At 75.6% G+C, this 13,056-nt stretch carries 10 protein-coding genes and 1 pseudogene; 6 read left to right on the plus strand and 5 right to left on the minus strand.

The window, feature by feature from the left end:
- Positions 1 to 36 precede the first annotated feature (36 nt).
- Positions 37 to 1,032, minus strand: coding sequence for a hypothetical protein (locus Sdagh_RS19285; RefSeq protein ID WP_189414464.1), 996 nt, complete (start codon positions 1,030 to 1,032; stop codon positions 37 to 39).
- A gap of 151 nt (positions 1,033 to 1,183) precedes the next feature.
- Between Sdagh_RS19285 and Sdagh_RS19290 the strand changes: the two genes are divergently transcribed.
- Together Sdagh_RS19290 and Sdagh_RS19295 are read left to right on the plus strand one after the other, a co-directional pair.
- Positions 1,184 to 3,754, plus strand: coding sequence for a helicase C-terminal domain-containing protein (locus Sdagh_RS19290; RefSeq protein ID WP_190076643.1), 2,571 nt, complete (start codon positions 1,184 to 1,186; stop codon positions 3,752 to 3,754).
- A 471-nt stretch (positions 3,755 to 4,225) separates the two neighbouring features.
- Positions 4,226 to 4,441, plus strand: a complete 216-nt coding sequence (locus Sdagh_RS19295) for a hypothetical protein (protein WP_189414462.1) — start codon at positions 4,226 to 4,228, stop codon at positions 4,439 to 4,441.
- Here the strand turns inward: Sdagh_RS19295 and istB are convergent.
- On the minus strand, positions 4,410 to 5,636 hold the full coding sequence (gene istB / locus Sdagh_RS19300; protein ID WP_189414800.1) for an IS21-like element helper ATPase IstB: 1,227 nt from the start codon (positions 5,634 to 5,636) through the stop codon (positions 4,410 to 4,412). The genes Sdagh_RS19295 and istB overlap by 32 nt on opposite strands.
- 218 nt (positions 5,637 to 5,854) lie before the next feature.
- On the opposite strand from istB, the gene Sdagh_RS19305 reads away from it, so the two are divergent.
- Positions 5,855 to 7,501, plus strand: a complete 1,647-nt coding sequence (locus Sdagh_RS19305) for a DNA repair helicase XPB (protein WP_189414461.1) — start codon at positions 5,855 to 5,857, stop codon at positions 7,499 to 7,501.
- Positions 7,502 to 7,526: 25 nt separating this feature from the next.
- Here the strand turns inward: Sdagh_RS19305 and Sdagh_RS19310 are convergent, their stop codons facing one another.
- A complete protein-coding gene (locus tag Sdagh_RS19310) occupies positions 7,527 to 7,712 on the minus strand; it encodes a hypothetical protein (RefSeq protein WP_189414460.1) in 186 nt (61 codons plus the stop codon).
- 341 nt (positions 7,713 to 8,053) lie between these two features.
- Here Sdagh_RS19310 and Sdagh_RS19315 point away from each other — a divergent pair, with 341 nt between their 5' ends.
- Both Sdagh_RS19315 and Sdagh_RS19320 read left to right on the plus strand, forming a co-directional pair.
- The gene (locus tag Sdagh_RS19315) at positions 8,054 to 10,123 is read left to right on the plus strand and encodes a HelD family protein (RefSeq protein ID WP_226535444.1); all 2,070 of its coding nucleotides are present in this window, start codon (positions 8,054 to 8,056) and stop codon (positions 10,121 to 10,123) included.
- 164 nt (positions 10,124 to 10,287) lie between these two features.
- A pseudogene (locus Sdagh_RS19320) lies at positions 10,288 to 10,861 on the plus strand (integrase core domain-containing protein).
- On the opposite strand, the gene Sdagh_RS19325 reads toward Sdagh_RS19320, so the two are convergent.
- The gene (locus Sdagh_RS19325; RefSeq protein ID WP_190076644.1) at positions 10,858 to 11,553 is read right to left on the minus strand and encodes a copper homeostasis protein CutC; all 696 of its coding nucleotides are present in this window, start codon (positions 11,551 to 11,553) and stop codon (positions 10,858 to 10,860) included. The pseudogene Sdagh_RS19320 and the gene Sdagh_RS19325 overlap by 4 nt on opposite strands.
- Before the next feature lie 114 nt (positions 11,554 to 11,667).
- Complete coding sequence (locus Sdagh_RS19330; protein ID WP_189414458.1) at positions 11,668 to 12,342, minus strand: maleylpyruvate isomerase family mycothiol-dependent enzyme; 675 nt, start codon at positions 12,340 to 12,342, stop codon at positions 11,668 to 11,670.
- Positions 12,343 to 12,384: 42 nt separating this feature from the next.
- Here Sdagh_RS19330 and Sdagh_RS19335 point away from each other — a divergent pair, with 42 nt between their 5' ends.
- On the plus strand, positions 12,385 to 13,050 hold the full coding sequence (locus tag Sdagh_RS19335) for an HD domain-containing protein (RefSeq protein WP_189414457.1): 666 nt from the start codon (positions 12,385 to 12,387) through the stop codon (positions 13,048 to 13,050).
- Positions 13,051 to 13,056 lie beyond the last annotated feature (6 nt).

Here is a 13,056-nt window from a genome sequence, read left to right on the forward strand (position 1 = left end):
TGTGAGCGCGGGCCGCGTGCGGCCGGCCGCCGTCCGTCAGGCGCGGCGGCGGGCCCTCCACACCAGGTACGCCGCCGAGGCGAGCGCCGCCGCCCTCAGGACCCAGGGCCAGGTGTCCGCGACGGCCTCGTTCATGTGGCCCTCGGTGATCGGGTCGCCCCAGCGGCCGTCCGTACGGCCCCAGAGCCAGACCACCCCGGCCGCCGCGGTCAGGCCGGGCAGGCCGAGGACGGCCCACTTGGCCTGGACGGGGGTCAGCCGGCGGGAGAGGAAGGCGAGGACCCAGCCGAGGGCCAGCGGCAGCAGGTTGCCGAGGATCGCGCCGACGGCCAGCAGGACCGCGGCGCACAGCAGCAGGGTGTCGGGCCGGCCGGCGCCCCGCGGGAAGAGGCGCGGCAGCCGGCGGCGCCCTGTACCCGGGACGGCGGCCGTCTCCGGTGCCGCGGCCTTCACCGGTTCGGCCGGGGGCTTCTCGCGCGGGGGCGGCGGCTTGAGCAGGTCCGGGATCTCGATGCCGCCGACGAAGCCGGGGACCTGGTCGCCGCGCCCGAACGGGCCGCCCTCCGTGCGCCACCAGTCGGGCCGGGGGCCCGCGGTGTCCGCGAGCTCGTGGGACTGGGCGAGGTGCGGCGGGGCCGGCGCCTCGACGGGCGGCGGCGGGGCGGCGGGACGGGGACGCGGGACGACCCGGCGCAGTCCCTTGGGGCGCTCCCCCTTGGGGCGTTCCCCGGGCGCCGGCCGCGGGCTCTCCCCGTCCGGCTGGACCGGCACGGCGGGCGGCGGCTCCCACGTCACGGCCGGGGCGCTCCCGCCGGCCGCCTCGACCACCTCGTCGGGGCTGCCGAGCCGGTCCAGGATGCGGCGGACCGCGGCGGGCGAGTCGACGACCGTCTTCGACCGGCGCTTGTCGATCTCGTTGCGCAGGTCGGCGACGAGGCGCATCCGGGCGGCCGACGGCAGCTGGCGTTGCTGGGCCACGTCACCGACGCGGCTCAGATACTCGTAGACGACCTGGTCGCTCTCGATCCCCACGAAGCCCTCCGGGGCGGTGCGTTGGTGCTTCCCGTCGCACGACGGTACCGCCTGCCGCCGGCACCGGGCGCGGCCCGCCGCCGGGAGAACACCCGGTGGCGGGCCGGGAACGGCGCGGACGCGCGGGGGGCGACCCGCTACCGTGGGGCGGATGAGCACCGAGGACAAGCCCGCGGCACCCCGGTCCCTCGCGGAGGCGCTCCGCGCCAGGGACGACGCCTCCCTGGCCGCCCTCCTGCGCAGCCGCCCCGACCTCGTCACCCCCGTCCCCACCGACCTCACCCAGCTCGCCACCCGGGCCGGTACCCGGGCCTCGGTGGTGCGCGCCCTGGAGCGGCTGGACCGGTTCGCGCTGCAGACCGCCGAGGCACTGGCGGTGGCGGCCGATCCGGCGACGTACGGGGAGCTGTCCGGGCTGATGGCGGGGGACGACGGCGACCCGGACGTCGCCGCCGCGCTCCCCCGGGCGCTCGGGGCGCTGCGGGCGCAGGCCCTGGTGTGGGGCGCCGACGACCGGCTGCGGCTGGTGCGCACGGCGCGGGAGCTGCTGGCGCCCTCGCCGCAGCACCCGTCGCCGACCGGGCTCGGGCCGACCGTGCGGGAGGCCACGGCGGGGATGTCGCCGGGCCGGGTGCAGGAGGTCCTCGCCGCCGTCGGGCTGCCCTCGACGCACGACGCGGTGTCCGCGGTGGACGCGCTGACCGGGCTGTTCACCGACCGGGCCCGGATGGCGGAGCTGCTCGCCGACGCGCCCGGGGAGTCCCGCCAGGTGCTGGACCGGCTGGTGTGGGGGCCGCCGTACGGGCAGGTCACCCATGATCCGGCGGCGCACCTGCGCTGGCTCCTTGACCGGGGGCTGCTGCTGCCGACCGCGCCCGGCACGGTCGTCCTGCCCCGCGAGGTCGCCCTGCATCTGCGCGCCGGGCGGGCGCACCGGACGCCGGAGCCGCTGCCGCCGCCGGTGACGGCCGGGGCGGCCTACCGTCCGCAGGTGGTGGACGGCGCCGCCGCCGGGCAGGCGCTCGCGGCCCTCGGGACCGTCGAGGAACTGCTGAAGGACTGGGACGAGGGCGGCCCGGCCGTGCTGCGGGCCGGCGGGCTGAGCGTGCGCGACCTGAAGCGGACGGCGGTCGCCCTGGACGTGCCCGAGCCGGAGGCCGCCTTCTGGGTCGAACTGGCCTACGCCGCCGGGCTGGTGGCCTCCGACGGCGAGGCCGACGAGCGGTACGCGGCGACCCCGGCCTACGACGAGTGGCGGGAGCTGCCCCCGGAGCTGCGCTGGGCGCGGCTGGCCGAGGCGTGGCTGCTCGCCACCCGGACCAGCGGTCTGGTCGGCTCGCGGGACGCCAAGGACCGGGCGCTGTCGGCGCTGGGCGCGGGCCTGGACCGGTCGGCGGCGCCGGAGGTACGGCACCGGGTGCTGGCGCTGCTCGCGCGGTTGCCGGAAGGGGCCGCGCCGGACCCGGAGTCGGTGCTGGCCCGGCTGCGCTGGGAGCGTCCGCTGCGCGGGGCGCGGCGGGAGGAGCGGGCCGAGGGCGCGGCCGAGGACCTGCGGCTCCGGCTGGCCCGCTGGACGCTGGCCGAGGCGGACCTGCTGGGCGTCACCGGGCGCGGGGCGCTGGCCGCGCCGGGGCGGGCGCTGATCGGGGCGCCGGCGCGGGAGGCCGCGGACGGGGCCGGGGACGGGACCGTCTCCGGGCCCGGTGACAAGCTCCCCGTGCACCACCGCACGCCGCCCGCGCCGGAGCCGCTGCCGCCCGCCGAGCAGGCCGTCGCCACCGCCGCCGCGGCCCGGGTGCTGGCGCCGCTGCTGCCCGAGCCGCTGGACCACGTGCTGCTCCAGGCCGACCTGACGGCGGTGGCGCCGGGGCCGCTGCGGCGTCCGCTGGCCGAACTGCTCGACATGGTCGCGGACGTCGAGTCCAAGGGGGGCGCCACCGTCTACCGGTTCACGCCCGGTTCGGTACGCCGCGCCCTGGACTCCGGGCAGAGCGCCGCCGACCTGCACGCCTTCCTCGCCCGGTACTCGCGCACGCCGGTGCCGCAGCCGCTGACGTACCTGATCGACGACGTGGCCCGGCGGCACGGGCGGCTGCGGGTCGGCGCGGCCTCGGCGTACGTGCGCTGCGACGACGACGCCACGCTCGACGAGATCCTCGCCGACAAGCGGGCCGCCGGCCTCGGGCTGCGGCGCCTCGCGCCGACCGTGCTGGCCGCGCGGGCCGACCCGGCGGCGCTGCTGGAGGGGCTGCGCGGCATGGGGTTCGCGCCGGCCGCCGAGTCGGCGGGCGGCGATGTGCTGATCGCCCGCGCGGACGCCCACCGCACCCCGCCGCGCACGGCGCCCGAGCCGGTCCCGGACGGGCCGCCGGTGCCGGACGACGCGCTGCTGACGGCCGCGGTCCGGGCCATCCGCGCCGGCGACCTGGCCGCGACCGCGCCGCACCGGACGGAGGCGGCGGGCGCGGCGGGCACGGCCGGTGAGCCGCCCCGGTCGGGGGCCGCCGAGACCCTCGCCACCCTCCAGGCGGCCGTGCTGACCGGGGAGGCGGTGTGGATCGGCCACGTGAACGCCGACGGCGCGGCCAGCCAGCGGGTGATCGCGCCGGTCCGGGTCGAGGGCGGTTTCGTGACGGCGTACGACCACACCGCGGACGAGGTCCGCACCTTCGCGCTGCACCGGATCACCGGGGTCGCCGAACTCGCCGACGACACGGACTGACCCACGGTTTTACGCGGCGGGCGGCCGTTTCTCCCCGGACCTGCGCCCTTTCGGGCGTACGCGGCGGTTCATGCACGCCACGCCGGGTGGTTCCCACCCCGGGGGGAGCTTTCTTCATAAACGGCATCGGGCCGTCGGGCCCCGGGCAGCCACGGGGTGTCCTGAACCCGAACGAAAGGGAGTACCCGATGCGTGCCGTTCGCCGACTCGCCGCCGTCCTGACCACCACCGCCGCGCTGCTGGGGGCGTTGACCGCCGAGGCCGCCGCCATCGGCATCGATCTGGGCGGCGGCCTGACCCTCTGAGCCGCCCGCCCCGGTGACGCGGGCCGGCCGTCCCCCCGGGGCCGGCCCGCTCCCCGCCGTCTCCCGTCGCCGTGTCCCCCGTCTCCCGTCCGCTGTCTCCCGTCTCCCGCCCGCTGTCTCCCGTCTCCCGTCCGCTCAGCCGTACGCGAAAGGCCGGATATCCGCCATGGGTCCCGAACGCCCCGTCTCCGCCCGTACCGCCGTCGCCGTCTCCGTCGCCGCCCTGGTGACCGCCGCCGCGCTGTTCGGCGTGCTCGTCCCCGAGGCCGCCGCGCTGCCCCTCCCGCTGCCGGGCACGTCCGCCGCGGCCCCGGCCAACGGGGAGCTGATCAGCGTCGAGGGGCCGCTGCTCAACAACCTCGCTCTGCCCACGCTGCGGTAGCCCGGCGGGTGCGGTAGCTGTCGCCGTCGACGCGGACCAGCTCGGCGTGGTGGCCCAGGCGGTCCACCATCGCCGCGACCGAGGGACCGGCGAAGACCTCGTCCCAGCGGGCGGGCGGCCGGTCCCCGGTGACGATCAGCGAGCCGCGTTCGTAACGGTGGGCGACCAGCCGGAAGAGGAGGGCGGTGGCCGCCGGGTCGAGGGGGGTGTAGCCGACCTCGTCGACGATCAGCAGGGAGCAGGCGTCGAGGTCGGTCAGCTCCTCGGCGAGCCGGCCGGCCGCGCGGGCCCCGGCGAGCCGGGCGGCCCACTCGGCGGCGGTCGCGAACAGCACCCGGTGCCCGGCCTGGCAGGCGCGCACGCCGAGCCCGACGGCGAGATGCGTCTTGCCGGTGCCGGGCGGGCCGACGAACACCGCGTTCTGCCGGGCGGTGACGAAGTCCAGCTTGCCGAGCCGGGCGACGGTCTCCCGGTCGTAGACGCGGGGATGGCTCTCGTCGAACTCCTCCAGCAGCCGGCGCATCGGGAAACCGGCCTCCCGCACCCGGTCCTCCGCCCCCGCCGCCTCCCGCGCGGGCGGCCCGGCGTCCAGGGCCTGCCGCTGGGCGGGGAACGGGGTGGCGGCGGGAGCGGTCACCCGGGGCGCCTCCGGCGACGGCTGCTCGGCCGGGTGGGCGCGCTCGGCCGGGTGGGCGCGCTCGGCCCGGCGCGCCATCGGCCCCGACATGTACGCGAGGATCGCCGCCGAGACGATGAACGCCATGTGGATGACCGTGCCCCACAGCAGTGCGTGCCGGGAGGTGTGGTGCACGTCGACGAACATCTGGAGCAGGTGCACGGAGGAGATGCCCACGATGGCGGTGGCCAGTTTCACCTTCAGCACGTTGGAGTTGACGTGACTGAGCCATTCCGGCTGGTCGCGGTGGCCCTGGAGGCCGATGCGGGAGACGAAGGTCTCGTAACCGCCGACGATGACCATGATCAGCAGGTTGGCGATCATGACGACGTCGACCAGCTTGAGCACCGCGAGCATCACGTAGGTCTCGGTCGCCCGGCCGCTCACACAGCGCAGGAGTAACACCCACAGCTCGTTGAAGAACTTGTAGACGTACACCCCCTGCGCGGCGACCAGTCCGAAGTACAGCGGGGCCTGAAGCCAGCGGGTGGCGAACAGGGCGTAGCCGAGAGTCGGCATCGGGGTGTTCTGCACGGTGGGCACAGTGGCCCATTTTCCAGGACCATTCGGGGGAAGCGGACGTCGGACCACACGTTGGGATGAATAGACATCCAGTAGGACTCACGCCGCACGGAACGCCCGGACCGGCCTGTCCCACCCCCGCGATCAGGCACACTGGACGTTTGGCCGATCCGTCCCACCGCCGTCGGCCGTACGCACGCGAGAGGGTGCCGCCCGTGAATGGTCCGCTGATCGTCCAGTCCGACAAGACGCTGCTCCTGGAAGTCGACCATGAGCTGGCCGGCGACTGCCGCCGTGCCATCGCCCCCTTCGCCGAGCTGGAGCGGGCGCCGGAGCACATCCACACCTACCGGGTGACGCCGCTCGGGCTGTGGAACGCGCGGGCGGCCGGGCACGACGCCGAACAGGTCGTGGACGCGCTGGTGCAGTACAGCCGCTATCCCGTGCCGCACGCGCTGCTCGTCGACATCGCCGAGACGATGGACCGCTACGGCCGGCTGACGCTGAGCAAGCACCCGGCGCACGGGCTGGTGCTGACCACCACCGACCGGCCCGTCCTGGAGGAGGTGCTGAAGTCGAAGCGGATCGCCCCGCTGGTCGGCCACCGCATCGATCCCGACACGGTGGCCGTGCACCCCTCCGAGCGCGGGCAGATCAAGCAGACGCTGCTGAAGCTGGGCTGGCCGGCCGAGGACCTCGCCGGGTACGTGGACGGCGAGGCGCACCCGATCGAGCTGGCCGAGGACGGCTGGGCGCTGCGCCCGTACCAGAAGCAGGCGGTGGAGAACTTCTGGCACGGCGGGTCCGGCGTCGTCGTCCTGCCCTGTGGCGCGGGGAAGACGCTGGTCGGGGCCGGTTCGATGGCGCAGGCCAAGTCGACGACGCTGATCCTCGTCACCAACACGGTCTCCGCCCGGCAGTGGAAGCACGAGCTGGTCAAGCGCACCTCGCTGACCGAGGACGAGATCGGCGAGTACAGCGGGACGAAGAAGGAGATCCGGCCCGTCACCATCGCCACGTACCAGGTGCTGACCACCCGGCGGAAGGGCGTCTACCCGCACCTGGAGCTGTTCGACTCCCGGGACTGGGGTCTGATCGTCTACGACGAGGTGCACCTGCTGCCCGCGCCGGTCTTCAAGTTCACCGCCGACCTCCAGGCCCGGCGGCGGCTGGGGCTGACCGCGACGCTGGTGCGGGAGGACGGCCGCGAGTCGGACGTGTTCTCGCTCATCGGGCCGAAGCGGTTCGACGCGCCGTGGAAGGAGATCGAGGCGCAGGGGTACATCGCGCCCGCCGACTGCGTGGAGGTCCGGGTCAACCTGACCGAGTCGGAGCGGCTGGCGTACGCCACCGCCGAGGCGGAGGAGAAGTACCGCTTCTGCGCGACCACCGCGACCAAGCGGAAGGTGACCGAGGCGATCGTGCGGCGTTTCGCCGGGCAGCAGATCCTCGTCATCGGGCAGTACATCGACCAGCTCGACGAGCTGGGCGAGCACCTGGGCGCGCCCGTCATCAAGGGCGAGACGTCGAACGCGCAGCGGGAGAAGCTGTTCGAGGCGTTCCGGCAGGGCGAGATCAATGTGCTGGTGGTGTCGAAGGTCGCCAACTTCTCCATCGACCTGCCGGAGGCGACGGTCGCCGTGCAGGTGTCGGGGACGTTCGGCTCGCGGCAGGAGGAGGCGCAGCGCCTGGGCCGGGTGCTGCGGCCCAAGGCCGACGGCCACCAGGCGCACTTCTACTCGGTGGTCGCCCGTGACACCCTCGACCAGGACTTCGCCGCCCACCGCCAGCGCTTCCTGGCCGAGCAGGGGTACGCGTACCGGATCATGGACGCGGACGAGGTGCTGGCGGACGAGGGCTGAGCCGGGGCGTCCGGGCGGGGCCGGCTCAGCGTCTGCGGCGGACGCCGGCCGCCTCGTCCTCGTCCACGCCGAGGACCACGACGTCGAAGGCCGCGCCCGCGAAGACCCGGACGGCGCGCAGGGCGGTGGTGAGCCGGCGGGCGGCGGCCGGGTGCGGGGCAGCGGACGCGCGGCCCGGTGCGGGGGCGGGGGAGAGGGTTGCTGCGCTCATGCCTCCATGGTGCGATTGCGGACATACGGGTGTCATCGGTCCGGGGGCCGAGTCCACGGCCCGCTCCGCTCAGCCCACGGGTGGAGCCGTCCCCCTCAGGACGGAGGAGCCGATCCCTTAAGGGGTGACGCCCCGGCGACGGGCGGGGGGACGCCCGGAGGCCCGGGGGGACGTTCCGCGGGCGGGAGATCCGGCGGGCAGCGGCTTATCCGGTGGCTCGGCCGCCCGTCCCTCGCCTAGAATCTCCGCTCTTGCCCGCCTCCCTCCGCGGAGTGCCGCCGTCCGGACGGAAACCGGACGGCATCGCCGTCGCCCGTACCAGGCCCGCCGGAGGCACCCCCTTGTCCACGTCCGTCCACGACGACCCCCGGTCCGACTCCCCGTCCGACTCCCCGTCCGGTCCCCTCTCCCGGGAACGCGCCCACCTGGCCGCCTCGCGGGCCGCGCTGCGGGCCATGCGGGAGGACGTCCAGTCCCTCGACATCTCCGACGTCACCGCGAACTGGGTGAACGCCGCCGTGCTGGAGAAGCAGATCGAGGACCGCGTCAAGGCGCTGGCCGACCTCAGCGACACCCCGCTGTTCTTCGGCCGGCTCGACTTCCTGCACGCGCCGGGGGCCGAGCGGGCGGAGGGAGCGGAAGGAGAACGCTTCTACGTGGGGCGGCGGCACGTGCACGACGCGGACGGCGACCCGATGGTCATCGACTGGCGGGCGCCGGTCTCGCAGGCCTTCTACCAGGCGACCAGGAAGGACCCGAAGGACGTCGCGCTGCGCCGCCGGTTCGGCTACACCGGCGGTGACATCACCGCGTACGAGGACGAGCGGCTCTCCGACCCCGCCGAGGAGGCCACCACCAGCAGGCTGCTCCAGCGGGAGATCGAGCGGCCCCGCGTCGGCCCGATGCGGGACATCGTGGCGACCATCCAGCCCGAGCAGGACGAGATCGTGCGCGCCGGGCTCGCCGGGTCGGTGTGCGTGCAGGGCGGTCCCGGGACCGGGAAGACGGCCGTGGGCCTGCACCGGGTGGCGTACCTGCTGTACGCCCACCGCGAGCGGCTCGCCCGCACCGGCACCCTGGTCATCGGGCCCAACCGGTCCTTCCTGCACTACATCGAGCAGGTGCTGCCCGCGCTGGGCGAGCTGGCCGTCCGGCAGGCCACCGTCGACGACCTGGTGGCCCACGTCGAGGTGCGCGGCACGGACGACGCGACGGCCGCCGTGGTCAAGGGCGACGCGCGGATGGCCCAGGTGCTGCGCCGGGCGCTGTACGCGCACGTCACGATGCCCGCCGAACCGGTCGTCGTCGTGCGCGGCTCACGCCGCTGGCGGGTGGCCGCGTACGAAGTGGAGGAGCTGGTACGGGAGTTGCTGGACCGGGACATCCGGTACGGCGCCGCCCGGGAGGCCCTGCCGCAGCGGATCGCGCACGCCGTGCTGGTGCGGATGGAGCGGGCCGGTGAGGCGCCGGACGACCGGGTGCAGGACGCGGTCGCGCGGAGCGCGGCGGTGAAGGCGTGCGTGAAGGCGGTGTGGCCGGCCGTGGACCCGGCCAGGCTGGTGCTGCGGCTGCTGTCGGAGCCGGAGTTCCTCGCCGGGCACGCCGCGGGGCTGCTCACCGAGGAGGAGCAGAAGGCGGTGCTGTGGGCGAAGCCGGCCCGGTCGGTGCGGACGGCCAGGTGGTCTGCGGCGGACGCGGTGCTCGTCGACGAGGCGGCCGACCTGATCGAGCGCACCCCGTCCCTCGGGCACGTCGTCCTGGACGAGGCGCAGGACCTCTCCCCCATGCAGTACCGGGCGGTGGGCCGGCGCTGCACGACCGGGTCCGTGACCGTCCTCGGCGACCTGGCGCAGGGCACCACCCCGTGGGCGACCCGCGGCTGGCCGGAGGCGCTGGCCCACCTGGGCAAGGAGGGGGCGGTGATCGAGGAGCTGACCGCCGGTTTCCGCGTGCCGACGGACGTGATCGCCTACGCCTCCCGGCTGCTGCCGCACATCGCGCCGGGGCTGACGCCGGTGCGGTCGATCCGGGAGAACCCCGGCTTCTTCGAGATCCGGGCCGCCGGCGATCCGGTCACGGCCTGCGCGGAACTGCTGCGCCGGGAGGGGTCGGTGGGCCTGATCTGCGCGGACGCCCGGCTGCCCGGGCTGGCGCGGGAGCTGACGGAGGCCGGGATCGGTCATCTCGCGCCGGGTGCGGAGACCACGCGGGAGGTACGGCTGACCCTGGTCCCGGCGTCGCTGGCCAAGGGTCTGGAGTACGACTACGTGGTCCTCGACGAGCCGGGGGCCGTGGTCGCCGGGGAACCGGACGAGCGGACGGGTCTGCGGCGGCTGTACGTGTGCCTGACCAGGGCGGTGTCGGGGCTGATCGTGACGCACGGGGAGCCGTTGCCGGAGCAGTTGTCCTAGCGTCGGCACCCCGGTGGCCCGGTGTGCCCGGGGGCCCACGCCGTTCGGGCACTAGGTGTGCTTCCCGGGACGTTGGTGACACGCGTGCTGGGTGCTTGAACGGGTGAGGGCCTTCTGGGGTCGGTGTGGACTGCGACATCTGCACCCGACCGCAGGAGGCCCTCGTGTCCCACCGCAGCGCCCCGCTGACTCCGACCGGGCGGCTTCGCCCGGCCCGGTGCGTCGTGGACGACGGCCGGCCGCTGCGGCGGGCCGCGGAACGCTTCCAGGTCAGCCACGCCACCGCAGCCCGCTGGGCGGGCCGCTACCGGCAACTGGGCCCGGCCGGGATGCGCGACCGCTCCAGCCGCCCCCACCACAGCCCGCGCCGGACGCCCGACACGGTCGCACAGCAGGCGGTGCGCCTGCGGCGCGAGCACCGCATCGGCCCCGTCCGGCCGGCCGCCCGGTGCGGCATCGCCGCCTCCACCGCGCACCGCATCCTTGTCCGCGATGGCCTGCCCGCACCGGCCACGCTGGACCGGGCCCTGGCGACCCCAGACCAACGGCAAGGCCGAACGCTTCCACCGCACCCTGCCCGACGAATGGGCCCACCACCGGCCCTGCACCTCGGATGCCGAACGCCAGGCCGCGTTTCCCGACTGGCCGGACCGGTACAACTACCACCGACCCCGCACCGGCATCGACGGCCACCCACCAGCCGGCCGCGTCACCAACCTCTCCGCACAGCACACCTAGGCCGCGTCCCCCAGCACCGCCCGCCAGCGCGCGACCGCGTCCGCCGAGACCGGCCCGTCCCACCCGGAGGGCCGCGCCGCGCCACCGATGTGGAAGCCGTCGATGCCCGCGTCCAGCAGCTTCGGCACGTGCTCCAGGCGCAGCCCGCCGCCGACCAGGAGCTGCTGCTCGTACCCCGGCTCGCCCTGCCGCCGCCCCTCGGCGACCAGCACCGGCAGCCCCTCGTCCACCCCGCCGGCCGCCCCGGCCGTCAGATACGTGTCGAGGCCGGGGAAGTCCGCTAGCCGCTTGCGCAGCGCGGCCCGGTCGGCGGCCCGGTCGATGGCCCGGTGGAACGTCCACCGGCACCCTTCCAGCACCGCCGCCAGCCGCTCCACCGCCGCCAGGTCGACATCGCCGTCCGCGTCGAGGAACCCCAGCACGAACTGGTCCGCGCCCGCCTCCCGCAGCTCCCCCGCGACCCGCACCAGCCGGGCCACGTCCCCGGCGGCGAACCCGTCCGCGAGCCGCAGCATCACGCGGACGTCGATGTCGACGGCGGCGCGGATCGCGCGGACGGTCGCGACCGAGGGGGTGAGCCCGTCGGCCGCCATGTCGGTGACCAGTTCGAGGCGGTCCGCGCCTCCGGCCCGGGCGGCGACCGCGTCCTCGACGTCGAGGGCGATCACCTCCAGGACTGCACGCTTGCTCATGGGGCCCCATTCGTCGGCGTTCACCGGCCTTCACCGGCGCGGCTACAGGTCTAGTCCAATCACGGAACAGACTAGCGCCCCGGGGCCGCGCGCCCCCGGCGTACGCCGACCGCCTCACCCGAAGATGACCAGTTCCCGCTCCTCCACTCCGGCCAGCTCGTAGGGGCCCTCGACCGACCGTCCGGCGTAGAGCCGTACGAGGGTGGCGGCGTCGCCGATGAAGCGGCCCGGCGGGCGCGCGCCGTCCGCCTCCCCCAGTTTCAGCGGCTCGTCCACGTCGTCCAGGTCGGCGTGGACCGGGACGTGGCCGAGCGCCCGGGTGACCGAGACGAGCAGCGCCAGCGCCTCCGGCAGGCTGCTCCCGGCGTACGCCCCCGGCTCGCCCAGGGCGACGCGCACATCACCCGCGTGCACCCACTCCCCCAGCGCCACCTGGTCCAGCGCGCCGCCGGCCCGCGCGATCACCGGGCCGGCGTCCGTCATACCGCGTTCCAGCTCGTCGATGATCCGGGCGGGCGTCCAGCCGGCCCGCTCGGCGATGTCGCGCTCGTTGGACCCGGGCGAGAAGACGCCCTCCTCGAAACGCTTCTCCACCACCCTCGCCAGCGCCGCCGAGCAGTGCGCCAGCACGTCCCGCACGGTCCAGCCGGGACACGCCGCCACCGGCAGCGCCCAGTCCTCGTCGGCCCGGGACCGCAGCAGCGGCACCAGCGCGTCCCGTTCGGCGGCCAGCAGCCGGCCGGGCAGCCCGGGGTCGCGTACGTCGTGCACATCGGCAGGTGTCGTCATGGTTCCACGCTAGGCCGTGTCCGGTGGCGGGAGAATGGGCGCATGGCCGATCCCGACACCCTCCGCGACCGCTTCGCCCGCGCCCTGACCGGGGCCCGGGGCGCGGACGCCGCCGGTCCCGATCCCGCGCCGTACGCCGGCGACCTGCTGGCCCGCTGGCGGGAACCCCAGCGGCGCTACCACACGGTCGAGCACCTCACCGCGGTCCTCGACCACATCGACGTGCTGGAGGAGCACGCCGCCGACCCGGACCTGGTCCGTCTCGCCGCCTGGTTCCACGACGCCGTCTACCTGCCGGAGCGGTCGGAGAACGAGGAGCGGTCGGCGCGGCTCGCCGGACGGGCGCTGCCGGAGGCCGGGGTGGGGGCGGCGGCGACCGCCGAGGTGGCCCGTCTGGTCCGGCTCACCGTCTCGCACGACCCGGGCCCCGACGACCGCAACGGGCAGGTGCTGTGCGACGCCGACCTCGCGATCCTCGCCGCGCCGCCCGCCGCGTACGCCGCCTACACGGCCGCCGTCCGGCAGGAGTACCACTTCGTGCCCGACGACGCCTTCCGCGCCGGCCGGGCGGCGGTCCTGCGCCGACTCCTGGAGCTGCCGAGGCTGTTCCGGACGCCGTACGGGCGGCGCGCCTGGGAGGCGACCGCCCGGTACAACCTCACCGGCGAGCTGGAAATGCTGTCGCCCAACGGTCCCCCGGCGCCGTAGCCTGCC

It is taken from the genome of Streptomyces daghestanicus, from assembly GCF_020521275.1.
Taxonomy (GTDB): domain Bacteria; phylum Actinomycetota; class Actinomycetes; order Streptomycetales; family Streptomycetaceae; genus Streptomyces; species Streptomyces griseoviridis.

Excerpts from the sequence above, each read along its gene's own strand:
- Sdagh_RS19290 (WP_190076643.1), top strand. The coding sequence starts at position 1,184 with ATGAGCACCGAGGACAAGCCCGCGGCACCCCGGTCCCTCGCGGAGGCG.
- Sdagh_RS19295 (WP_189414462.1), top strand. The coding sequence starts at position 4,226 with ATGGGTCCCGAACGCCCCGTCTCCGCCCGTACCGCCGTCGCCGTCTCC.
- istB (WP_189414800.1), bottom strand. The coding sequence starts at position 5,636 with ATGCCGACTCTCGGCTACGCCCTGTTCGCCACCCGCTGGCTTCAGGCC.
- Sdagh_RS19310 (WP_189414460.1), bottom strand. The coding sequence starts at position 7,712 with ATGAGCGCAGCAACCCTCTCCCCCGCCCCCGCACCGGGCCGCGCGTCC.
- Sdagh_RS19325 (WP_190076644.1), bottom strand. The coding sequence starts at position 11,553 with ATGAGCAAGCGTGCAGTCCTGGAGGTGATCGCCCTCGACGTCGAGGAC.
- Sdagh_RS19330 (WP_189414458.1), bottom strand. The coding sequence starts at position 12,342 with ATGACGACACCTGCCGATGTGCACGACGTACGCGACCCCGGGCTGCCC.
- Sdagh_RS19335 (WP_189414457.1), top strand. The coding sequence starts at position 12,385 with ATGGCCGATCCCGACACCCTCCGCGACCGCTTCGCCCGCGCCCTGACC.